The organism is Bacillus sp. YP1 (assembly GCF_000877815.1).
GTDB lineage: Bacteria > Bacillota > Bacilli > Bacillales > Bacillaceae > Bacillus > Bacillus subtilis.
The window spans coordinates 2,326,335-2,349,851 of the sequence record NZ_CP010014.1 but is presented as its reverse complement, the minus strand read 5'-3'; the positions used below and the strand labels follow the sequence as shown (position 1 = coordinate 2,349,851).

At 37.2% G+C, this 23,517-nt stretch carries 25 protein-coding genes and 1 pseudogene; 19 read left to right on the top strand and 7 right to left on the bottom strand.

All coding sequences use genetic code 11. The features are described 5' to 3' along the window. The first annotated feature begins 3 nt into the window (after positions 1-3). From QF06_RS11575 to QF06_RS21850, 3 genes are all read left to right on the top strand, one after another. Positions 4-762, top strand: a complete 759-nt coding sequence (locus QF06_RS11575) for an SDR family NAD(P)-dependent oxidoreductase (RefSeq protein ID WP_038829677.1) — start codon at positions 4-6, stop codon at positions 760-762. A 190-nt stretch (positions 763-952) separates the two neighbouring features. Next, a complete protein-coding gene (locus tag QF06_RS11570; protein WP_041850112.1) occupies positions 953-2,293 on the top strand; it encodes an MFS transporter in 1,341 nt (446 codons plus the stop codon). Between the two features lie 218 nt (positions 2,294-2,511). Further along, on the top strand, positions 2,512-2,682 hold the full coding sequence (locus QF06_RS21850) for a GapA-binding peptide SR1P (RefSeq protein WP_250634830.1): 171 nt from the start codon (positions 2,512-2,514) through the stop codon (positions 2,680-2,682). Between the two features lie 86 nt (positions 2,683-2,768). Here the strand turns inward: QF06_RS21850 and QF06_RS11565 are convergent, their stop codons facing one another. The 4 genes from QF06_RS11565 to QF06_RS11550 all read right to left on the bottom strand — a co-directional run bounded on the left by QF06_RS11565 (position 2,769) and on the right by QF06_RS11550 (position 7,258). Next, positions 2,769-3,470, bottom strand: a complete 702-nt coding sequence (locus QF06_RS11565) for a FadR/GntR family transcriptional regulator (protein WP_038829685.1) — start codon at positions 3,468-3,470, stop codon at positions 2,769-2,771. Between the two features lie 512 nt (positions 3,471-3,982). Further along, positions 3,983-4,690 carry a YrpD family protein gene (locus QF06_RS11560; RefSeq protein WP_032726255.1) on the bottom strand — a complete coding sequence of 236 codons (708 nt, stop codon included), beginning with the start codon at positions 4,688-4,690 and terminating at the stop codon, positions 3,983-3,985. Between the two features lie 380 nt (positions 4,691-5,070). Further along, positions 5,071-5,868 carry a glutamate racemase gene (murI, locus tag QF06_RS11555; RefSeq protein WP_041850111.1) on the bottom strand — a complete coding sequence of 266 codons (798 nt, stop codon included), beginning with the start codon at positions 5,866-5,868 and terminating at the stop codon, positions 5,071-5,073. 346 nt (positions 5,869-6,214) lie between these two features. Then, positions 6,215-7,258: a nitronate monooxygenase gene (locus QF06_RS11550; protein WP_019712534.1), complete on the bottom strand. Its 1,044-nt coding sequence runs from the start codon at positions 7,256-7,258 to the stop codon at positions 6,215-6,217. 395 nt (positions 7,259-7,653) lie between these two features. Between QF06_RS11550 and aadK the strand changes: the two genes are divergently transcribed. Together aadK and QF06_RS11540 are read left to right on the top strand one after the other, a co-directional pair. Further along, positions 7,654-8,508: an aminoglycoside 6-adenylyltransferase AadK gene (gene aadK / locus QF06_RS11545; RefSeq protein ID WP_041850110.1), complete on the top strand. Its 855-nt coding sequence runs from the start codon at positions 7,654-7,656 to the stop codon at positions 8,506-8,508. Between the two features lie 226 nt (positions 8,509-8,734). Then, positions 8,735-9,238, top strand: a complete 504-nt coding sequence (locus QF06_RS11540) for a DinB family protein (RefSeq protein WP_004399152.1) — start codon at positions 8,735-8,737, stop codon at positions 9,236-9,238. 227 nt (positions 9,239-9,465) lie between these two features. Here QF06_RS11540 and QF06_RS22030 read toward each other — a convergent pair. After that, a pseudogene (locus QF06_RS22030) lies at positions 9,466-9,591 on the bottom strand (TetR-like C-terminal domain-containing protein); the annotation flags it as partial. Positions 9,592-10,047: 456 nt separating this feature from the next. Between QF06_RS22030 and QF06_RS11535 the strand changes: the two are divergent. The 10 genes from QF06_RS11535 to QF06_RS21335 all read left to right on the top strand — a co-directional run bounded on the left by QF06_RS11535 (position 10,048) and on the right by QF06_RS21335 (position 17,302). Next, positions 10,048-10,419: a YrdB family protein gene (locus QF06_RS11535; RefSeq protein WP_010886579.1), complete on the top strand. Its 372-nt coding sequence runs from the start codon at positions 10,048-10,050 to the stop codon at positions 10,417-10,419. Positions 10,420-10,647: 228 nt separating this feature from the next. Continuing rightward, a complete protein-coding gene (locus tag QF06_RS11530; RefSeq protein ID WP_004398700.1) occupies positions 10,648-11,211 on the top strand; it encodes a cysteine hydrolase family protein in 564 nt (187 codons plus the stop codon). Positions 11,212-11,309: 98 nt separating this feature from the next. Continuing rightward, positions 11,310-11,459 carry a hypothetical protein gene (locus tag QF06_RS22025; protein WP_003229864.1) on the top strand — a complete coding sequence of 50 codons (150 nt, stop codon included), beginning with the start codon at positions 11,310-11,312 and terminating at the stop codon, positions 11,457-11,459. Between the two features lie 392 nt (positions 11,460-11,851). Then, entirely contained in the window at positions 11,852-13,084 is a 1,233-nt protein-coding gene (locus QF06_RS11525; protein ID WP_003229866.1) for a cytochrome P450 family protein, read from the top strand. A gap of 271 nt (positions 13,085-13,355) precedes the next feature. Continuing rightward, the gene (locus QF06_RS11520) at positions 13,356-13,631 is read left to right on the top strand and encodes a barstar family protein (RefSeq protein WP_004398814.1); all 276 of its coding nucleotides are present in this window, start codon (positions 13,356-13,358) and stop codon (positions 13,629-13,631) included. Between the two features lie 333 nt (positions 13,632-13,964). Next, complete coding sequence (gene azlB / locus QF06_RS11515) at positions 13,965-14,438, top strand: azlBCD operon transcriptional regulator AzlB (protein WP_004399001.1); 474 nt, start codon at positions 13,965-13,967, stop codon at positions 14,436-14,438. 12 nt (positions 14,439-14,450) lie between these two features. Next, positions 14,451-15,215, top strand: coding sequence for an azaleucine resistance protein AzlC (gene azlC, locus QF06_RS11510; protein WP_015251618.1), 765 nt, complete (start codon positions 14,451-14,453; stop codon positions 15,213-15,215). Next, positions 15,212-15,544 (top strand): branched-chain amino acid transporter AzlD, encoded by a 333-nt coding sequence (azlD, locus tag QF06_RS11505; RefSeq protein ID WP_003245988.1) that lies wholly within the window; start codon positions 15,212-15,214, stop codon positions 15,542-15,544. Before azlC ends, azlD begins: the two co-directional genes overlap by 4 nt. A 160-nt stretch (positions 15,545-15,704) precedes the next feature. Further along, positions 15,705-17,027, top strand: coding sequence for a branched-chain amino acid transport system II carrier protein (gene brnQ, locus QF06_RS11500; RefSeq protein ID WP_003229870.1), 1,323 nt, complete (start codon positions 15,705-15,707; stop codon positions 17,025-17,027). Next, on the top strand, positions 16,985-17,302 hold the full coding sequence (locus QF06_RS21335) for a hypothetical protein (protein ID WP_032677115.1): 318 nt from the start codon (positions 16,985-16,987) through the stop codon (positions 17,300-17,302). Before brnQ ends, QF06_RS21335 begins: the two co-directional genes overlap by 43 nt. Positions 17,303-17,459: 157 nt before the next feature. Here the strand turns inward: QF06_RS21335 and gltR are convergent, their stop codons facing one another. Then, positions 17,460-18,350 (bottom strand): glutamate biosynthesis transcriptional regulator GltR, encoded by an 891-nt coding sequence (gltR, locus tag QF06_RS11490; RefSeq protein ID WP_003229871.1) that lies wholly within the window; start codon positions 18,348-18,350, stop codon positions 17,460-17,462. A gap of 333 nt (positions 18,351-18,683) precedes the next feature. On the opposite strand from gltR, the gene QF06_RS11485 reads away from it, so the two are divergent. The 3 genes from QF06_RS11485 to QF06_RS11475 all read left to right on the top strand — a co-directional run bounded on the left by QF06_RS11485 (position 18,684) and on the right by QF06_RS11475 (position 21,420). Further along, a complete protein-coding gene (locus QF06_RS11485; protein ID WP_004398711.1) occupies positions 18,684-19,073 on the top strand; it encodes a tautomerase family protein in 390 nt (129 codons plus the stop codon). A gap of 286 nt (positions 19,074-19,359) precedes the next feature. Further along, positions 19,360-20,295 carry a CDF family zinc transporter CzcD gene (gene czcD, locus QF06_RS11480; RefSeq protein WP_003229873.1) on the top strand — a complete coding sequence of 312 codons (936 nt, stop codon included), beginning with the start codon at positions 19,360-19,362 and terminating at the stop codon, positions 20,293-20,295. An 87-nt stretch (positions 20,296-20,382) separates the two neighbouring features. Beyond that, positions 20,383-21,420 carry a flavin-containing monooxygenase gene (locus QF06_RS11475; protein ID WP_003229874.1) on the top strand — a complete coding sequence of 346 codons (1,038 nt, stop codon included), beginning with the start codon at positions 20,383-20,385 and terminating at the stop codon, positions 21,418-21,420. A 122-nt stretch (positions 21,421-21,542) separates the two neighbouring features. On the opposite strand, the gene czcR is transcribed toward QF06_RS11475, so the two are convergent. Continuing rightward, positions 21,543-22,409 (bottom strand): LysR family transcriptional regulator CzcR, encoded by an 867-nt coding sequence (gene czcR, locus QF06_RS11470; RefSeq protein WP_004398672.1) that lies wholly within the window; start codon positions 22,407-22,409, stop codon positions 21,543-21,545. A 125-nt stretch (positions 22,410-22,534) separates the two neighbouring features. On the opposite strand from czcR, the gene QF06_RS11465 reads away from it, so the two are divergent. Then, positions 22,535-23,500: a DMT family transporter gene (locus QF06_RS11465; RefSeq protein ID WP_043940168.1), complete on the top strand. Its 966-nt coding sequence runs from the start codon at positions 22,535-22,537 to the stop codon at positions 23,498-23,500. The last annotated feature ends 17 nt before the right edge of the window (positions 23,501-23,517 follow it).

Below are 23,517 nucleotides of genomic sequence, written 5' to 3'. Positions count from 1 at the left end.
GCCATGTTTACATTAAATGATCAGGTAGCTATCGTGACAGGAAGTGGGTCTGAAAAAGGAATCGGCAGAACCATTGCATTAACTCTTGCCAAACAGGGAGCTTCAATTGTAGTAGCAGATATGAATCAGACAGGTATTCTAAAAACAGTAGAAGCTATCACAGAAAGCGGAGGGAGAGCGGTTGGTGTAGAAGTTAATGTAACGAATAAAGAATCAGTTGACCATATGATAGCCAAAACACTTGAAGAGTTTGGGCGCATTGATATTTTAGTGAATAACGCAGGAATTTCTCAAAAAGTAACGGTACAGGATATGACATTGGAAGATATGACAAGAGTATTCAACGTCAATATGTTTGGGCTGTTCTTGTGCACACAAGCCGTTTTAGAAACAATGAAAAAGCAGCAATATGGCCGTATTATCAATCTTTCTTCTGTATCTGCAAAAAGGGGCGGCGGCGTTTTTGGCGGTGCCCATTACTCCGCTTCCAAAGCAGCAGTATTAGGCTTTTCTAAAAACCTTGCCCGTGAAGTAGGGAAGGATGGTATAACTGTGAATTGTGTAGCGCCTGGCCTTATCAATACCGACATTTGGAAATCACTTTCTGAAGAAGATGCGAAAAAAGTCATTGATAATATCCCCATGGGTCGCCCGGGTGAAACAAAAGAAATTGCCGCCGCAATTACGTTTTTGGCTACTAAAGAAGCAGCCTACATCACAGGGGAAGAAATTGATATTAATGGCGGTTCACACATGGACTAGTGGATCTATGCAGAGCAGGTATGTTAAACATGCCTGACCCTCTTCTATCAAAGACGAAACAAAACAAGAGAAAAATGTAAGCGTTTAACAAAAAGAGGAGAACTTTCTGTTTTTGAAGAAAATGTGATGCTTTTATCTTTGGACAGGGCAGCACCTAGGAGGACAAAACTAGGGTTAAGGGGGAGTCTTTTTGGATCAATTAGCATTAGAGCGTTCAACCACTCGTAAAGTAACAATCCGGTTAATTCCATTTTTATTCTTATGTTTTATTATCGCGATTTTAGACCGAGTTAATATCGGTTTTGCAGCTCTCCAGATGAATGAGAATCTAGGGTTTTCAAATGCTGTATTTGGACTGGGAGCAGGGATCTTCTTTCTTGGTTATTTCATTTTAGAAGTTCCGGGTAGTGCTATCATGACAAAAATCGGGGCGAGAAAATGGATCAGCCGGATTATGATCACGTGGGCCATCATCGCGATATTAATGGCTTTTGTACAAGAACCATGGCAGTTTTATACTGCGCGGTTTTTATTAGGTGCTGCAGAAGCTAGTTTTTATCCATGTATGGTCTTTTATTTGAGTGGATTTTATCAAACGAAACATCATGCTAAAGCAATTGCTGGATTTATGCTGGCCATCCCTGGGGCGAATGCATTGGGTTCTCCGCTTTCTACATTTCTCTTAGGAATTGAATGGCTTGATATATCTGGATGGCAGTGGCTGTTTATTTTAGAAGCGATTCCTGCGCTTATACTTGGTGTAATTGCATTTTTTTACCTAGATGACAAAATCGAAGATGTGAATTGGCTGAATAAAGATGAAAAGCGGTGGCTTATTAACGTAACAACAAAAGAAAGGATGGAAAAAGAACAGGTAAAGCACTATACATTTGCTCAAGCCTTAAAAGATCGGGATGTGTTAATTCTATCGATCGGCTATTTTTGCTGGATGATTGGATATTACGGCATTAATATGTTCTTGCCGACGATCTCACAAGGATTATCTGAAACGATTTCTCTAAGCACACAGGGGATGGGCTGGCTGTTAGGTGTTATGTATTTCTGCGCTATGGTGGTTATGATTTTAGTTGGAAATCATTCTGACAAGAAAAACGAAAGACTCTGGCACGTAGCTGCTTGTTTAACTGTCAGTGCTGTTGCAATGGTCATTAGCAGCTATGTAGCAAATTCAAGTGTTATATTAGCATTTGTATTTTTAACAATTGCGTTATGCGGCGCTTTTGGTGCCTATTCTCCTTTTTGGGCAATTCCGCCTTCTTTCTTAACAGGAGCTGCAGCGGGTGGTGCGATAGCATTAATCAATAGTATCGGAAATCTTGGCGGATTTTTCGGTCCATACATTGTCGGTTATATTAAGGATATGACAGGTTCTTTTAATATAAGTATGATTTTCTTAGGCTTAAGCATGATCCTAGCTTCTCTAATTCTTGTAATTCTGGTGAAACAGTCTGGAAAAGCGCTTAAAGTAAAAAATGACACATATAAATCCAGCATTGAAAAGTCTAGTTGAAAAAGGTTTGTGATTAAGAGCCAATGGGTGATGTTCAGAACGACAGTCATTTTTTGAATATAGAAAACTCAAAATCTTGCAAAGTGTCCATAAAAATTTAGGGCTAATCAGCGAAAGGGTGATCCAGGAATGAATACTGTCATTCGGGCTGTGGTCACAGACGTTGTGGGGAAGCGGCCATCAAGCCTTGATTTGATGAGGGCATTTGTGAAATAAAAATGATTGGAGGCAATAAAACCATGGTACAGAAATCAAAAGTGCAACAAGATACGATTGTATGCCAGGTGTGTGAAAAAGTGATCGATACAGTTTATAGTTCTGAAGGTGTTAAAGTGTTATATGGTATTTGTCAAAGATGTTTAGGATCAGAAGACCAAAAAGGAGAATAGGTAGGTAAAGGCGTATAGAAATGGAGGTCATATTATAGCCACTATACGCCAGATTTTTTTAAATAAAGGGCTTCTTCTAACAGAGTTTAGCTTTTCCAATATCGTTCATATAAGTTCTGCATGTGGGCAGTCATTCGCTCAACAGCTTCTTTTTCGTTACGGTCCTCAATTGCTTTAATAATCAGTTTATGTTCCTGAAAATTCACTTCGCGGTATTCTGAACGAGTAACGGTTCGGTCACGAATAAACCGCCACATTTCCTGCTGCTTCATAGCATTTGTGATAGCGGACATGAAGGTAATAAATAAATCATTATGTGATGCTTTCGCAATCCCCATATGCAATTGTTCGTCAGTTTCAGGAACGTACACACCAGACATCGTTTCTTCTTCCATTTTTTTTATTGTCTTCCTAAGCTCCTGAATATCATCGTCAGTCGCTCTCAAAGCCGCAAATTTTATAATTAAAGGCTCAATGTGCATTCTTGCCTCCACAATATCTTCCGGAGATGCTGACTCCATGGAAGCAGAAATCCCATTGGTTATTGTGGTATTCTTAACAAACACACCTTCTCCCTGGCGAGAATAAATGACCCCATTCATTTCCAAGGCACTCAAAGCCTGCCTAACCGGCGCGCGGCTGACACCAAACTGCTCACATAATTCCCTTTCTGAAGGCAGTTTATCACCTACTTTAAAAGAACCTAACTGAATTTCCGAAAGGATCTGATTATAAATTTGTATGTATAATTTTTTATTGGAAACAGGATTGAATTTAATAAAAATCATTCCTTTCAATTGTCATACAAGTATATTTATTATATACCTTTCAGATTTGAAGGGCAAAATAATTATTCCTCAAAATGTTCCTGTAATCGGGAACTAAAAGCCTCTGTGCTTACTAATCCTACGGAAATCAGAGGGGAATGAAAGAAAAAGAAGATTGATTAGAAGAGATGCCCGTCCAATGACTTTTATCCCTTAAGAGAGCGGTATGCATAGTAGACAACTGTAAAAAACAAATGAAGAGAATGTAAAGGGGAACCTTAATTTTTTCCGCGCTTATCACGTAGTATGTAGCTGAAAAGAAGGTGAACACAGACAAGTGATTCGTTTTAAAAAGAACCGCCTTCGACCATAATAAGTGTTAGCGGGTTTCCCGTACAATCAGCTGGCTGTCTAGCTGCCGGCAGGCTGCTTCTTAGACGGCATGAACCAAAGCTAACTGTTAAATCGAAATGAAAAAAGGGCCTTTTAAAGCCCCTTTTAAGCCAATTGCCGCACTGGTTGCTCAACATGTTTTAATTTTTCACAACGGACAAACTGACACTGTTGCCTGAGACTGTTACTTTAGCGAAGTCTTGTGTATCAATTACAGGTGTTATTGCTTTGTTGTCGATGGTGATGTTTGTAAAAGATGTTGAAAAATTTGATTTGATAGATTGGCGTGACCCTGTTGTTGCAACTGTAGCGAGCGCTTTCCATTTTGAGATGGAGCCGACATTTGTTTTGCTGATTTCTGAGATGAGACGGCCGTTGTATCCGGCATTGTTCGTGCCCCAGTATGTAGCGCGGGTATTGCCGTTAAGGTTTTTGTAGATGGTAAGTTGTACGGTGCTGCCGGGACGGAAGCCTTTCGTATTCGTGAATTGGCTTCCTCCTTCGAGGTACTGAACCTGATCCTGTCCTTTTGAACCAACTTTCATATATGGTTTCCATACATTATATTTATCACTGTACTGAAGCCCAATATCGGATTCTGTGCCTCCGCTAAAACCAGAGTAGATGTAGGCTGTCCCATTTGAAACCTGAGTGGAGCTAGGAAGCTGGATTTTCGTAACAAGAATGGCACCATTACTGTTCAAGTAAGCCCTCCCGCCGATTCCATCAGTTAGCTGTGATGCAGCTTCTGCGGTTTTTGGACTAATAATACCCGGCACATCTACTGCACATGTGCCAAAAAGCACGGTTGCCGTAAGCGCACCCGCAAGCAGACCTTTTTTCATCATCATTATTTCCCCCTATCATTATAATTAGAAAACGCTATCATCTTGTATTATAAAACATTATGAAAATAATTCCATAATAAACATGCACATAGATACAGAATTTACACATTATGACTTTGTGCATCTGGCAAACGGTCGATTCGCAATCGTGAAAAATCTCCTGTGAAGTGTAAATGTTACGATAACTTTTCAATCGAGACTTGTGTTTTATTGAAATAGAAAAGCTATAGAGAGGGGGGAGAAATAAGAGGGGAAAGAGAGAAAACACTGTAATCAGATATGTGTGTATAACTCAATTGTTTGTTAGAAAAAAAGTGGGCTTTTTAAGCCCGCTTCTTAGTTCATGTTTCTCTTCAGGAGATTGTCTTTTTCATTTACATTCAATATCCAACATGACTCCTTTGAGTTTCATCTAATATTTCAAACAATCTTTTGTACTTTGATATGACTTCTTGGTCCACAATTTTATGGCCAGAATTGAAAAAGGTGATTGAGCCCGATCCTTTACCAAGCTGATTACGATCTGTAAGAACTTTTTTCAACTGTTTTGCAGTACCGACACTGCCTGAAATAATATCAACTGTTATCCCAAACAGTTTTTCAAAACTGTTTTTGAAAAACGGAAAATGAGTGCATCCTAACACAATCGTTCCATATTGTTTCAGATCAAAAGAAGATAGTTCGTTCTCTAGATATTTAATGATCTTGTCTTCACCAAAATCAAAGTTCTCAGCAAATTCAACTAGTCCTGGAAGAGCTAAGCAATCAACAAGGTCATGGTGATCAATTTCTTTAACTAGATTATGAAATTTCTCTTCTTTAAGGGTCAAATTAGTAGCAACTACCAGAACTCTTTTTCTTTCCTCTGTACATTTATTTATAGCAGGCTTTACAGCGGGTTCGATTCCGATTATCGGAAAGTCGAAATTTCTCCGAAGATCCTCTATCGCAATGCTAGTAGCTGTATTACACGCAATAACAAGAGCTTTGATATTTTGACTGGCCAAAAATTCAGCTGCATTGAAAATATATTCTTTAACTTTACCCTTTGATTTTTCACCGTATGGAACGTTTACCGTATCTGCATAAAAAATGTAATCTTCATTAGGAAGAACTTTTATGGCCTCATACAATACAGTCATGCCACCAATTCCAGAATCAAAAAATCCTATTTTCATAACTTCTCACGCTTTCTGTCTCATTCTTTTTTTATCATATGACTTTATATCATCTAAATCAAACGAAAAAAACCATTTTACTATTCGGATTTAATATGGGAGTTATCGATTTTTCGAATAGGTAGCAAAATTTGAGAAGGGGAGATGAGATCGAAATGTTGGTGATGTATTGTGGTTGTGGTGAAATCATTAAGATCGCATCGTATCAATGGGATGATTGGTAACCCGATTCAATTAGCTTTGAAAATGTAGGAGTATTTAGATTTCCAGAGTCAGAGGATGAAATTACGAAAAAAAAGCAAACTGCCTGTCGAAGTTTGCTTTTTGCTCTATCAATGAGGTGCGCCTATATTTTTATATCCTCTTGGCAAAGCTGATTTAAAAGCTGCTTAACCGAAATTTCCTCAGTCAATGACCGTATCCCTTGACCTGCCCATAAAGACATCTGATCATGGTTATTTTGAAGTGAAGCCTTCTGTCTCATTGCCTTCGTTAGTGTATTTTGATAAGGGTACGGAAGGGTTTGTGTCTCAAACTGTTCTTTTTCTTCCATCCATTTATTTACGATTCCTCTGGCCTCTTTACCTGAAAATAATGTTGTAAGCTTTGTATCTGCTTCGTTTGCCTCTAGTATTTTCTGTTTATGTACTGGATGTGCGTTACTCTCGTGACAAATTAAAAAGGCAGAACCGATTTGAACGCCTTGGGCTCCAAGGGTTAAAGCTGCTTTTACTCCTCTGTGGTCTATCATTCCCCCAGCAGCTATGACAGGTACGCTCAGTGCATCTGCTGCTTGTGGAATCAGAGCCATTAAACCTACGGCAGATTCACCTTTGGAAGGTAAGAATGCTCCGCGATGTCCACCGGCTTCACTTCCTTGAAGGACTACTATATCCATTCCCCGTTCTTCCATTAACAATGCTTCTTCTACTGTTGAAGCGGTTCCTATTAAACAGCATCCAGCGGTTTTTAGCTCCTTTACTGCGTCTTCAGGCGGCAGATCAAAAGTGAATGAGCAAGCCTTAACCTTATATTTTAAAATTAGATCAATTTTTTGATAGAAGTCATCCCACTCTTCTTGTACAGATGTGAATTGATTTACTTGATTAGCTAACGGTATGTTTTCTTTCCACTTTTTAATCTGATCTTCTGGTGGCATTTCTAGACCAAGCGGAACAAACACATTAATTTGAAAAGGAGCGTCTGTCAGCTCAAACATTTCTTTTATCTGTTGTTCTAGCAGGTCTGGCGTAAGATACCCCGATGCTAAGCTGCCAAGAGCACCTTGATTCGAAACTGCAGATGCAAGTCGGGGCGTTGTAATACCGCCAGCCATTGGAGCTTGAATAATCGGTTTTGTTAAGGAAAACTTCTTCATAAATTCATTCATACCGAATCCCCCCGTTAAGACATGATTTTTGAAAAAAGTGTCATTTTAAAATTTGCTCAAAAACTCGTATTCGCTTAAATATATCGTTTTCCTTCTTTTTGTCAATCTCTCATACCAGTTAACATGTCGATAAAGCAGGGGGGATTAAAGTGTGTCAAAGATAGTGTCGTCCCATGGCGGCTCTACAAAAAACTGAATATTCATGTAGTCCTTCATAGTTGATATCTGATTTTGAGATGTCTTGCATCTTAATTTTGAATGATATATAGAAGGACTTCATGTAAAATAAAGCTTAGAAGAATACATCACATTCAAGAGTAAAAAAATCTATAAGACGTACAGATCAATATTCGGTTTTACAGTTAGATATTAAGGCTGAAACGGAGGAACATGCGATGCGAAGTGAGCAGGAAATGATGGACATTTTCTTGGACTTTGCTTTGAACGATGAGAGAATCCGATTGGTCACTTTGGAAGGGTCACGTACAAACAGAAATATCCCTCCTGACAACTTCCAAGATTATGACATCTCGTATTTTGTAACTGATGTAGAATCTTTTAAAGAAAATGATCAGTGGCTCGAAATCTTTGGGAAGCGCATTTTGATGCAAAAACCAGAAGATATGGAGCTTTTTCCTCCTGAATTAGGTAATTGGTTTTCATACATCATTCTTTTTGAGGATGGCAACAAATTAGATCTAACCCTTATTCCAATTCGTGAAGCAGAAGATTATTTTGCTAATAACGATGGTTTGGTTAAGGTCTTGCTCGATAAGGATTCGTTCATCAACTATAAAGTGACCCCAAATGATCGCCAATACTGGATGAAAAAGCCGACTGCAAGGGAATTTGATGATTGCTGTAATGAGTTCTGGATGGTTTCGACTTACGTAGTAAAAGGACTAGCAAGAAATGAAATCCTTTTTGCCATTGACCATTTAAATGAAATTGTACGTCCTAATTTATTGAGAATGATGGCCTGGCATATCGCATCTCAGAAAGGGTATTCATTTAGTATGGGGAAGAACTATAAATTTATGAAGCGGTACCTTTCAAATAAAGAATGGGAGGAACTCATGTCTACATATTCTGTGAATGGGTATCAGGAAATGTGGAAGTCTTTATTTACTTGCTATGCATTATTTAGAAAGTATTCAAAAGCTGTATCAGAAAGTCTTGCATATAAGTATCCTGATTACGATGAAGGCATCACTAAGTATACGGAAGGTATTTATTGCTCAGTAAAGTGATAAGAATATAGGATTGTCTTCATATGATATTTGATTCTCGCTGACAATGGAGACCAAGGAGTCACCATGTTTGTAAAAAGATGCGTAAATCGTTACGTTTAAGAATGTCTACGCATTTTACTATGATTATTCTTGTCCGAAATTTTTGTTCTTTTTAACGAAAGGAGGCATTATAATTAACCTATAAGCACATTGAAAAAACAAAAGAATGAAAAGGAGGATTTTTGTGTTTCAAACCTTAGACCATTTTTTGAAATCTTGGGAGTTCGAAGCAGATGCTACACAGAAACTATTAAATAGTCTGACTGATGAATCACTTAAACAAGAAATAACTTCACAAAATTGGACTCTAGGCCGTATTGCTTGGCATACTGTTGCTGCCATTGGCATCATTACCTCAAACACAGACTTAACGTTCCAAGCCCCAGCTGAAGATTATCCTGTTCCAACTTCTGCTCAGTTTATAGCTGACAGCTATCATCAAGCCAGTAATGCATTTGTACAGGCATTAAAAACCCAATGGACTGACCATACACTTCAAGAACGTATCAACTTTATTGGACAACAAATGCCTAACGGTTCACTTTTGATGTTTTTAATTCAACATCAAAACCACCATCGGGGACAAATGACTGTTCTTATGAGACAAGCAGGTTTAACTGTTCCAGGTATTTATGGTCCAGCAAAAGAAGAATGGGCAAAATTTGGTTTGGAAGCCCCGAAAATGTAATTAACCTTTTTATAAAAAGTTACGCTATGACAACATATAAGAAGATGTTTTGATCAATCTTTTTTCAAAACATGTTCTTTTTTTGTTCGTTTACAATGATAAGAACATATTCGAATCATTTTTATTCCAAACCACTTCAAATGACAACGTTCTTCCGCTTTATTGTTGGCCTGTTCCCAACGATGTAAGTATAATTTTTAATGCTGTCAAATCTTCGATACACATATCTATAGATTCCTCTCTAACAAAACCCCCGCTTTTTCTGCCATCACTCGAGGTGGGGAAGGCATTTCATTTTTCAACCACCATTCGACTACTCCTACGTATGCATTTGCAACAAATTCAGCAGCGATCGATGGTTCAGAAATTCCAATGAAACATTCAGGTGTTGCTCAATTTTTGAATAAAAGCAGCTGCGCCAAAAGGAAGCCTATTGGAAGAGTCTAGCTGAGTTGGAACGTCTTCTCAAAAGGGAAGGCAATTTATTTACTGTAATTCATACAATGAGTAAAGCCTCCCAGGTATAATCTTTACTTCGTTCGACAAATTCTGCAAATTGTAGACAACTTCCTGATTATTTGGATAATTAACTGAATAGGAGGGGAAAAGTTGTCATATTTCATTATACTTATCATCGTTCTATTATCGGAGCATTGGTAACAGCAGCAGTCGGTATCATCTCTTCAAAAGTAGAGGTAATCTCGCCGAAAACTACAATAGAATCTAAAGAGGAAGAACAGAAAAGTTTTTATACGCTGAAATAAAGCAGAGAAAGAGCATCTCCTGCGGGGGTGTTTTTTATAGAGGAGTTGGAAAAACTGAATCAGACTAATTTACTTTTAAGATTCACCCTTGAAATTGCTGCACTAATCTCCTTAGGGGTGTATGCTTGGATAAGCTTTAATGGTTATTTTAAATATGTTTTAACTTTGGTTTTACCTATTGCAGTTATGATTGTCTGGTCTGTATTTGCAGTACCTCATGATCCTAGTCGAAGCGGACAAACTGTAATAGCTGTAAACGGAGTAACAAGGTTAGTTATTGAATTATTGATCTTTGCAATGGCTGTTGCAGCGCTTTATTTTAGTTATTTAAAACCAGTTAGTATTGTCTTTTTATGTCTTATAATACTCCACTACATCATTTCAGCTGAGCGTATCAAATGGCTTCTAAATCAATAGTTTTTCATTTCAGCACTCGTTATTAGAGTGTTTTTTATTATTCTCTGTAGAGCCAGTGATTCTCAGATTAGATTTGAAGGTTAACGGCTTGGGCACAGTTGCAGTATAGAACGCATTTTCCAATAAAGAAGGCGCTCATTTGAAATTCATCATTAAACAATTGTACAAAAGTAAAATTTGTATTTAGAATGTAGTAATAAATAGAAATTCTACGTAGGAGGGTATCTTGTGGAAGAAAAGAAAGCTTTAATCATTGTGGATGTACAAAAAGCCTTCGATGATAAAAAATGGGGGGAACGGAATAACGTAAAGGCGGAAGAAAACATTAGTAAAATACTAGAATTATGGAGAGAAAAAGGATGGACAGTCATATACATACAACACACTTCTGATAAACCTCATTCTTTATTCCATCCAAAGAATGAAGGGTTTGCAATAAAGGAAATAGTTAAGCCTATGGATGAAGAAGTCATTATAACCAAGACAGTAAATAGCAGCTTTATTGGTACGAATTTAGAAGAATTCTTAAAATTAAATGAAATAACCACTGTAGTCATAACTGGTTTAACCACGCCTCACTGTGTATCAACCACCACAAGAATGAGTGGTAATTTAGGGTTTGATACATACCTGATTTCAGATGCAACAGCAGCCTTCGGAATGAGAGACCAAAATGATACATATTATGATGCGGCGACTATTCATAATATATCTCTAGCTACATTGCATGATGAATTTGCCACAATATTGACAACTGATCAATTAATAAATGATTTTATAAAAACTCACTGATGAAAAACATTTTGGCACAGTAAAACGGCAGGCGCCTTTCCAATAGGAAGGGCGCTTTAATTCGATTTCCTGCTTTACTGCTCAGAGGAGGTGCATCAATGTTTCTTTATCGACAAGCAAGAGCAGATGAAGTAAGCAAAGTGGCAAAGCTATTCCATCAATCTTTCAATCAATATCCTTTTATGGATTTACTCGTAAAACGCGAAAAAAAGATCATTCATTTATTTTTGAAATGCATAAAGTACTGACAAGAGCATATTTTAAAAAGCATTTCTTTTTTGTTGGCATTCAGAATGGTGAAATGGTTGTTGCCGCTCTATTAAAACATCGTGATAAACCCGACATTAAACTTGATCGATTATATAGCAGCAGGGGGGATAACATTAATCAAAATGGGGCTAAAAAATTTTCCAAATCCTTAAAAGAGCCGGCATAGAAGTATTAGGAGTTTCGCCATTTTATCAGGGAAAGAGTTTAGGCAGCAAAATGATTAATGACTGTCTCATATCTTTTATTTCAAAATGCGGGGACGGCATTTTGGCCCTTATCATGAATACTGATCTCAATGGATCATTTTACAAATCGTCCTGATTTTATATTTAAAGATTATCATAACCTTTCAAAGATGGAGGTCGAATGAATGTCTTCAAAAGAAAAAAAGAGTGTAACCATTTTGACGGAAAGTCAATTGTCTTCGAGAGCATTTAAAGATGAAGCGTATGAATTTTATAAAGAATTGCGAAAATCACAGGCTCTCTACCCATTATCTTTAGGAGCTCTGGGGAAAGGCTGGCTCATATCGAGATATGATGATGCAATACATTTATTAAAGAATGAAAAATTAAAGAAAAACTATGAAAATGTATTTACCGCAAAAGAAAAACGTCCTGCTCTATTGAAGAATGAAGAGACTTTAACAAAACATATGCTTAATTCAGATCCCCCTGATCACAACCGCTTGCGAACTCTTGTTCAAAAAGCATTTACGCATCGGATGATTTTGCAGTTGGAAGACAAAATCCAGCATATCGCAGATTCTTTATTGGATAAAGTGCAGCCCAACAAATTCATGAACCTAGTAGACGATTATGCGTTTCCATTGCCGATTATCGTGATAAGTGAAATGCTCGGCATTCCCTTGGAAGATCGTCAAAAATTCAGAGTATGGTCGCAAGCAATTATTGATTTTTCAGATGCCCCTGAAAGACTTCAGGAGAATGACCACTTGTTAGGGGAGTTTGTTGAATATCTGGAATCCTTAGTTCGCAAAAAAAGGAGAGAACCTGCAGGAGATTTAATCAGTGCATTAATTCAAGCGGAAAGTGAAGGCACACAATTAAGTACAGAAGAATTGTACTCGATGATTATGCTGCTTATCGTTGCAGGTCATGAAACAACCGTAAACTTAATCACCAATATGACATATGCTCTGATGTGTCACCATGATCAACTAGAAAAGCTCCGCCAGCAGCCGGACTTGATGAATTCAGCCATAGAAGAAGCATTGCGGTTTCACAGCCCTGTTGAGCTAACGACAATTCGCTGGACGGCTGAACCGTTTATACTGCATGGGCAGGAGATTAAACGGAAAGATGTGATCATCATTTCTTTAGCATCAGCAAACCGTGATGAAAAGATATTTCCAAATGCCGACATATTTGATATTGAAAGAAAGAACAACCGCCATATTGCTTTTGGCCATGGCAATCATTTTTGTCTTGGTGCACAGCTAGCCCGCTTAGAAGCAAAGATTGCGATTTCCACCTTATTACGCCGCTGTCCAAATATACAGTTAAAAGGCGAAAAGAAACAAATGAAATGGAAAGGGAATTTTCTGATGAGAGCACTCGAAGAACTGCCGATTAGTTTTTAATTTTTAGGGGATATGTGATTTTCAAACATATCTTGTTTTACTCCTCAATTAGATTAAACGATAGTAAAAGCTGTAACATAAAAATTTGATATGATAGCTTTTTAAAAACAAAGTTTAGCATTATTTATGCCTACCGGGTATGAAGATGTCTTGCAAACACCAATAGTTTCATCCTATCGGTGTTTTTTATTTGTTTTCAGCCTCATTTGGACAAACAGCTGTTACATAGTAAACGTTTGTTAAGATAAAATAATGGAGGGCATAGTTTCTAATGAGAAAAATAATAATAGATGGAAGAGACTTTGAAAATATAGAAGTTTTACATGATGATTTAAAAGATAAACTAGACTTCCCAGACTACTATGGGAGAAATTTAGACGCTTTATGGGATTGCCTGACAGGGTGGGTGGATTTGCCGCTCACTTTAGTCTTGAAAAATTTTGAGTTCAGCAATACATTTTTAGGTTCATACGCTGACGATGTATTAGAAGTTATACAAGAGGCTCAAGAAGAACTAAAGGACGAATTTAAAATAATAATAGAGTAGACTTTCTGTTTTGCGAATTTTAACAATTTTCGTTCGCGGAAAAAGGCAATAGGGCACCGCAAATTCAATTTTCGGTGAGACCGCAATAACTTTTTGGCTTCTGATAAGTTTCTTATGATGTTGGTATCAAGTCACACAAGTACATAACTCTCCCATGACTTCTTTCTGATGTAAGTTAATTTCATTATGAGTTAATCGCGAGGATAATTTTATTCTGTGAATAATACTTTAAAAGGATTTAAATTTAAATAATATTTGATTAACGAATAAAAATTCGTTATTATTTAAATTGTATGAAATATAATTCTGTTAAGTTGTATTGGGGGTTGTGAAATGGGTATTATGCTTGACGAAACTGATAAGGCCATCTTAAGAGATTTGCAGGAAGATGCTTCAATATCAAATTTAAATTTATCTAAGAAAATTGGGCTTTCACCATCAGCTTGCCTTGCAAGAACAAAGAACCTAGTAGAAGCAGGTATAATTAAAAAGTTTACGACTATTGTTGATGAGAAAAAACTTGGAATCGAAGTCACAGCACTAGCTCTCATCAACTTATCACCCTTAAATAGGGAGACAATTCATTCATTTTTAGAGGATATAAACAAATTCCCACAGGTTCAAGAATGCTACACACTTACAGGAAGCCATGACTATATGCTTAAGATTGTGGCGAAGGACATGGAGAGTTATCGGAATTTTATCATTGATTCATTAATGCAGAATCCTGCTATTAGTGGAGTTGACACAAGCATAGTCATGAGTACAGAAAAAAGAACTGTCAGTGTGCCAATTGATGAAATGTAGGAGGTTGTTGATTTGAATAAAAATAAAGAATCGTTACATTTAAGCTCTCCTGCTATAAACACTCATATGAATAAGAGAAGTCAAATATGGGCTGCATTTCGTTCTGCATTCCCATATACCATTCCGATTTTTGCGGGGTTTTTATTTTTGGGGATAGCTTATGGAATCTTTATGCATTCTTTGGGATTTAGCGCAATCTATCCAATCATCATGAGTTTTATGATATTTGCGGGCTCAATGGAGTTTGTTGCAGCGAATTTTTTACTTGGTGCGTTCAACCCTATGAATGCTCTTTTTTTGACGTTAATGGTCAATGCCCGGCATTTGTTTTATGGAATTTCCATGTTGGATAAGTACAGGGGGACTGGAAAGAAAAAGCTTTATCTGATTTTCGGAATGTGCGATGAGTCATTTTCTATCAATTATACCGCTAATGTTCCGGCGAATGTTGACAAGGGCTGGTTTATGTTTTTTGTGACACTGCTTAATCATTTATATTGGGTCGCGGGGGCAGCGATAGGAGGTATTTTTGGGTCGTACGTGAAGTTTAATACCGAAGGGCTTGATTTTGTGATGACTGCTCTGTTTATTGTGATATTCATAGAACAATGGATGAAAGAGAAAAAGCATTACAGTGCTCTCTCAGGACTTGGACTTTCAGTAGCCTGTCTTATCCTTTTTGGCGGAAACCAATTTATTATTCCTGCTATGCTCGCCATTTTAGGGGTACTGACTGTTCTGAGAAAACCATTGGAGAAAGCTGAGGTTTCCGTATGACGATGACTATGACGCAGCAAATGATCACCATTGCAATGGTCGTGCTAGGAACAATGCTGACACGGTTCCTTCCATTCATGATTTTCCCGTCTGGCAAACCGACACCGAAATATGTACAGTATCTTGGTAAAGTGCTGCCATCAGCGGTAATCGGGCTTTTGGTCATTTATTGTTTAAAAGATGTGAGTCTGCTTTCTGGAAGTCATGGCATTCCTGAATTAGTTGGAGCAGCTGCAGTTGTACTGCTTCACTTGTGGAAGAAAAATATGCTTCTTTCCATAGCGGGGGGAACCGTTGTTTATATGGTTTTGGTGCAATTGGTTTTTTAACCGATATCGGAAACTATCAAATCATGCTTTTATTAAACTTGATAAAAATATATAAAACTGACACAAGCTTATTTTGGAATCAACACTGTGCCAGTGCAAATAGCATCTGTAATGTTTCCTGGCTATTCAAGAAGTGTCTACTTTAATCGGAGGATATATAATGTCAAAAAAAGTGTCTGCTTCCTATATCATCATTATAGGATTAATGCTATTTGCATTGTTTTTTGGAGCAGGAAATCTCATTTTTCCGCCTATGCTTGGTCAATTGGCCGGGAAAAATGTATGGGTCGCTAATGCAGGTTTCTTAGTGACCGGAGTTGGATTGCCATTACTGGCTATAACAGCATTTGTTTTTTCGGGTAAACAAAACTTACAGTCGTTAGCCAGCCGTGTTCACCCGGTGTTTGGCATTGTATTTACGACGATTCTCTATTTGGCAATCGGGCCTTTTTTCGCTATCCCGAGATCAGGAAACGTATCGTTTGAAATTGGGGTAAAACCTTTTTTATCAAATGATGCAGGCCCTGTCTCATTGATCATATTTACAATATTATTTTTCGGATTGGCATGCGTGTTATCACTTAATCCTTCAAAAATCATTGATATAGTTGGGAAATTTTTGACACCAATTAAGCTGACATTTATCGGATTGCTTGTAGTGGTAGCTCTTATTCGCCCAATTGGAACCATTCAAGCACCGTCAAAAGGGTACACATCACAAGCGTTTTTTAAAGGATTTCAGGAAGGATACCTTACTCTGGATGCCCTTGTAGCATTTGTTTTTGGAATTATCATCGTGAATGCATTGAAGGAACAAGGAGCTTCTACCAAAAAACAGCTGATGGGTGTTTGTGCAAAAGCAGCCGCGATTGCAGCTGTACTCTTAGCAGTTATGTATACAGCTCTTTCCTATATGGGGGCTTCCAGCGTTGAAGAACTAGGGATTTTAGAAAATGGAGCAGAGGTTTTGGCTAAGGTTTCATCCTATTATTTTGGTTCTTATGGTTCAATCTTATTGGGCTTAATGATTACAGTGGCGTGTCTGACGACAAGTGTCGGACTGATCACTGCGTGTTCTTCATTTTTTCATGAACTATTTCCGAACATTTCTTATAAAAAAATTGCTGTCGTTTTATCAGTGTTTAGTACGCTTGTCGCAAATATAGGATTAACCCAGCTCATTAAGGTGTCAATGCCTGTCTTACTGACGATGTATCCTATCGCGATTTCCTTAATATTTTTAACGTTTTTGCATTCTGTATTTAAAGGGAAGACAGAAGTGTATCAAGGCAGTTTATTATTCGCATTCATCATCAGCTTATTTGACGGTTTGAAGGAGGCGGGAATAAAAATTGAAGTTGTGAATCATATTTTCTCTCAGATTCTCCCTATGTATAACATAGGGCTGGGGTGGCTCATTCCAGCTATTGCAGGAGGAATATGCGGCTATATACTGAGTATATTCCGAACAAAAACAAGTTGATCAATCAACAGCAATATCACTCAGATCTGCAGGATCTCCTCCATCAGTGGATACTTCAACTGTTACAATTGGATGTTCTGCCCCTGTCCAACCGAAAATATCAATCTTCCCGTTGTCACCCGAAATCTGTAGGTGAATATTTAATAGTTGTGAGAGCGACTGACTCTTTAGGAAATAGTCAGCCTTTAACTTCAAGACGCAACCAAGTGTCTAGGGCAATGATCTTCGTTCAAAATTCTTTGAATGAAGAAAATCTACATCCTAATATCGGCTAGGTTTCACGATTCAGAGTGCGAAATCACGAAGAAAAAGCAAACTCCATACCGAAGTTTGCTTTTTTGCTCTATACAAACAATGAGATGCGCCTATATTTTTATATCAGACAACTGATCAGAGGTATTTTGAGGCGAAGCCTGCCTTCCATCCATTTATTTACGATTGATCTGGCCTCTTTACCTGAAAATGATCCCTCATATGCGTTAAAAAAGCAGATAAAGCAGGGGTAATTAAAGTGTCTTTCCGCCTTATAAACATGGTTGATACGAAAGAATATTTGTCAGAGATAGTGTGGCTGCAGATGCGGCCTTCTTTTTCATGCGAAGCAATGATTGAACGAGGCAGCAGTGAAATCCCCAAGCCGGCGCTTACACAGCCAATGATCGCTTCAAGTATGCCAAATTCCATTAATTTTATAGGTAATAAACCTTCTTCTTGCAGGATATGATTGAGCTTTGCTCTGTATGAGCATCCTTTACGGAATACAAGCATTGTTTGTGTTTGAACATCCTGAATGGAAGAAATCACAGGGTGTGAAGCACTTGTAACAAGAACCATCTCTTCATCCAATACCTTTTCTTGAACTAAATCAGGGTGTTCAATAGGCCCTGAAATAAAAGCGCCGTTTAACTCATAATGTAAAACTGCTTGTATTTGTTGTTCCGTAGGGCCGGTTACTAGGTTCAAATCAACATTTGGATAGAGGTTATTATAATGTGCAAGGAGTTGAGGAAGCCAAACTGCAGCTGTTGTTTCCATTGATCCTATACGCAGTGGCCCAGAAGGCGCGGATGATTCGCCCATGGCTGCTCTAGCTTCTTCAATAGTATGTAGAATTTTCTCTGAGTAAGAAACAAGAATTTGCCCTGGGGGAGTAAGTGTGATTCCTCGACTATGACGATAGAATAATTTTGTCTGTAAATCGTTTTCTAGTTGTTGTATCTTATTCGTTACGTTCGATTGTGCATAATTTAAAGTCTGAGCAGCCTTGGAAATACTGCCTTCACGAGCAGTAGTGAGAAAAACCTGTAACAACTGAATATTCATCTAGTCCTCCATAGTTGATATCTGATTTTGAGATGTCTTCCATCTTAATTTTGAATTATATATGATAGCAGAGCTTCATGTAAACTAAAGCTTAGAAGAATAAATGATTTCTAAAGTAAGTGATAAAGCTATTTCAAAAAATGGTTAATTACTCGAAGTTGATTCTGTATATTGCCTATGGAAATACACATCATAACATAGGCTTGACTAACACCAGAATGAAGGGGTTATTGGGAAATTACTTTATTTTCTAAATGTAGCAGCTGCTTGGAAATAGCTGACACATTAACGAATGAAATTAAAAAGACTGTTGTAGTAGAAGGAGGGGATTTTATGCCATTACTTCGTTTTGACTTAATAGAAGGGCGAGATCAATCAAGTTTGAAAAAACTTTTAGATGTCGCTCACAATGTTGTAGTAGAGGCTTTTGATGTGCCTCAACAAGACCGTTATCAAATTGTTCATGAACATCCAGAAAATCATATGATTATTGAGGATACTGGGTTAGGATTTAACCGAACTAAAAATCTTGTTGTTCTTTCAGTTACAAGTAAATCCCGACCGGAAGAGAAGAAACAAAAATTTTACAGGCTGTTAGCTGAAAGACTGGAATCTGAGTGTGGTATCGCATCAACTGATTTAATTGTATCTATTGTTGAAAATGATAATGCTGACTGGAGTTTTGGACTTGGTGAGGCCCAATTTTTAACAGGTAAATTGTAGTTGAATACTACCCTCAAATGCTTGATTGAAGAAAAGGATAGAGAAACTAGGGTAGCGGAGCAAACCATGTGTTTGCTCCGCTTTTTTATGTTTATAAAAGAATAATTAAGGAGGTATTGTGGATTTCTATAAAAATATTTTGACATTTCAGTAAAGAGCAGATATATTTATATATGAACACATGCTCATATATAAATATTATTTGTATCATGTTAGAATGCTTCATAACAGATTTGAAATAATAAATACATATGTATTAAAAACTTTAGGTAAGGAGGAGTTTTTTATGGGTCACAATCATAATGAAGGAGCAAATAAAAAGGTTTTATTGATCTCTTTTATCATGATTACAGGTTATATGATTATAGAAGCTATAGGTGGATTTTTAACAAATAGCCTGGCGCTTTTATCTGATGCAGGCCATATGCTGAGTGATTCAATTTCATTAATGGTTGCCCTGATTGCTTTTACATTAGCTGAAAAAAAGGCAAATCACAATAAGACATTCGGCTATAAACGATTTGAGATTCTTGCAGCTGTGATAAACGGTGCTGCCTTAATTCTTATTTCTCTTTATATCATTTATGAAGCAATCGAACGCTTCTCTAATCCACCAAAAGTAGCAACAACCGGCATGCTTACAATTAGTATCATCGGGTTAGTTGTGAATCTATTGGTCGCTTGGATTATGATGAGTGGCGGAGATACAAAGAATAATCTGAATATAAGAGGAGCTTATTTACATGTAATAAGCGATATGCTCGGCTCTGTAGGTGCCATTTTAGCTGCCATACTTATCATCTTCTTTGGATGGGGCTGGGCAGATCCATTGGCTAGTATCATTGTGGCTATTCTTGTTCTAAGAAGCGGTTACAATGTGACTAAAGATTCCATTCACATCTTAATGGAAGGAACTCCAGAAAATATCGATGTCTCTGATATCATTCGTACAATTGAAGGGACAGAGGGAATTCAAAACATTCATGATTTACACATATGGTCTATCACAAGCGGATTGAATGCTCTTTCTTGCCACGCAGTTGTTGACGATCAACTGACCATTTCAGAAAGTGAAAATATTTTACGCAAAATTGAACATGAACTTGAGCATAAAGGCATTACGCACGTAACCATTCAAATGGAAACCGAAGCGCATAACCACGACAATGCGATCCTTTGTCAGCCCAAAATGGAGAAGCAGCGTGACCACCATCACCATTAAATTTTTTATCTAACTTTATAGTGAGGAGATCAACTAGGATTTTGCAGATTCTGTCTACTGACAATTTGAAATTGGCGGGGTGATAATGTGTACGACACTATAGTAATCGGGGCTGGTCAAGCAGGGATCTCAATAGGATATTATCTTAAGCAGTCCGATCAAAAGTTTATCATTTTGGATAAAAGTCATGAGGTGGGGGAGAGCTGGAAAGATCGGTATGACTCATTAGTTTTATTTACTTCTCGAATGTATAGCTCTTTGCCTGGAATGCATCTTGAAGGAGAAAAACATGGATTTCCTTCAAAAAATGAAATTGTTGCTTATCTAAAGAAGTATGTTAAAAAATTTGAAATTCCAATCCAATTACGGACAGAAGTAATAAGTGTCCTAAAAATAAAGAATTATTTCTTAATAAAAACAAATCGGGAAGAATATCAAACGAAGAATCTTGTCATTGCTACAGGGCCTTTTCATACCCCTAATATTCCATCAATATCAAAGGATTTATCCGATAATATTAATCAACTACACTCATCACAATATAAGAATTCAAAACAATTGGCATATGGAAATGTACTAGTAGTTGGTGGTGGGAATAGTGGTGCTCAAATAGCTGTTGAATTATCCAAAGAAAGAGTTACATATTTAGCTTGTAGTAATAAACTTGTTTATTTCCCTTTAATGATCGGAAAAAGAAGCATCTTTTGGTGGTTTGATAAACTAGGAGTTTTACATGCAAGTCATACATCAATAGTAGGCAAATTCATTCAAAAGAAAGGTGATCCAGTATTTGGGCATGAATTAAAACATGCAATAAAACAGAAGGAGATCATCTTAAAAAAAAGAGTCATTGCCGCAAAGCAAAATGAAATCATTTTTAAAGATTCATCTACATTAGAAGTAAACAATATTATTTGGGCTACTGGTTTCAGGAATCCCTTATGTTGGATAAATATAAAAGGTGTTTTGGATCAAGAAGGTCGAATCATACATCATAGAGGTGTTTCACCTGTAGAAGGATTGTACTTTATAGGTTTGCCTTGGCAGCATAAGCGAGGTTCAGCGTTGCTTCAAGGCGTAGGAAATGATGCTGAATACATTGTAAAACAAATGAACGGTGAATAAACGAAGCAGAGCAGTAACTCACATGTTTACTGCTCTATTTTTTGCGTGAATAAGGGTAGCGAAGTGGAGATGAGCCTTCTCTTTTATTTAAGAAGTTAGAATATAGAAAGAGAAAAATCACTTTAAGCCATACTCATATTTTTATGTTCAACAATGGTCTTTAGGAGGCTGCGCATTGAATTTGTCAGGTACGCATCTTTATGGCGTATAAAAATTGTTGAGATACAGCTGTCTTTCTCAGGCAATGGGTGGCAATAAACCTTACCTTGTACAGCTAGATGCATAACAGCAGATTCCGGTACCACTGTTATACCGAGTCCAAGTGCAACACTATTTAAGATTGTCTCTAGGATGTTAAATTCCATCATTCTGTTTGGGAGCACACCTTCATCTTTGAGCCATTGTTCAAGCCTAGACCGATACCCGCACCCCTGGTTAAAAACAAGAATCGGAGTCGTTGAAAAATCCTCTATATTAAACGTTTTGTTACTGGTTACAAGAGTAAGTTTTTCAGTATAAACATCATACTGTTCCAGAATAGAATGTTTCAAGGGGCCTGAAATAAAAGCTCCGTCTAATTCGTGATTCATGACCTTTTTAATAAGTTCCTCTGTTAGACCAGCCTGCAATGATAAATCCACATTAGGATACTTTTTATAATAGGAAGCTATGATGGTCGGCAGTATCCTCACTGTTTCCACTGTACCGATTTTTAATATTCCAGACGGTATTTCAGTATCTAGAAAGACTTGCTCCAGTTCTTCAACATCTTTCAAAATTTTGTTAACGTATTCAATCATTTTTCGGCCCTCTGGGCTTAGTGAAACCCCTTTTTTATGGCGATTGAAAAGAGGTGTTTTGAGCTCATTCTCTAATTGCTTAATCCGCGCAGTTACATTAGATTGTACATAATTTAACTCTTTTGCAGCACCGGTAATACTCTTGTGATGGGCTACGCATTTGAAAATTTGTAAGTCTCGCAGTTCCATGAAGATCCCCCCTTCATTAAAGTATCATTATCAATGATGTTTTTCATCACTTTTGTTCATTTTACTTGATGCTTACTTCTTTTTATAATTCTCATTGTAATTTTAAAGAAAAGGAGGGGAATTCAATGAAAAAAGGTCAATTATTCATTGGTGCCCTTACATGTTTAGTAGCAAGTATGTCTTGGGGCGCGATGTTTCCAGTTGCAGATCATGCATTAGAATTTATTGATCCGTTTTATTTTTCATTTATTCGCTACGGTGTGGTAACAATTATGTTAGTGATTTTATTATTAGTGAGAGAAGGAAAAAAATCATTTCATTTAGAGGGTAAAGCAAAATGGATCATTTTATTTGGGGTGATGGCGTTTACTGTATACAATGTTCTTATTTTTTTAGGTCAAAGGTTGATGGGGAAGTCTGGAATTATGACAGCGTCCATTGCCGAGGCACTCATGCCGATGCTTTCAATTGTTATTCTATGGGGATATAAACATGTGAAACCTAAAAAATACACAATGATCAGTATATTGATTGCCTTTTTGGGGGCTTCGATGGTCATAACCAAAGGTAATATAAGTTTCTTTTTTTCATTAGGGGATCATCTATTCTCGCTACTCTTTATATTCATTGGTGTTTTAGGATGGGTTGTCTACACAATTGGGGGACAGTTATTCCAAGAGTGGTCCACACTTCGTTATTCAACATTGACATGTTTATTCGGCACAGCTATAACAGGAATCATGACAGCTATACTTACCGCGCAAGGTTACGTGTCGGTACCGAGTATTAAAGTAGTTGCAGCAATTAAGTATGATTTTTTATTTATGATTACTTTACCAGGTATCATAGCCCTCCTTAGTTGGAACTATGGCATTAAAATCCTATCATCCATTAACGGGATTTTATTTATTAACTTTGTCCCCATCACTACATTGTTAATCATGGTGATCAAAGGATATAACATAACTGCTTTTGATATAGTAGGAACACTGTTTGTCATTATTGGACTCATTTTAAATAACATATATCAGCGTAAGGAAGATTATAAGCAGGTATTGCAAAAAGAAAAAACACATTTGACTATCACTTAGACGGTGGGGGATTTAAA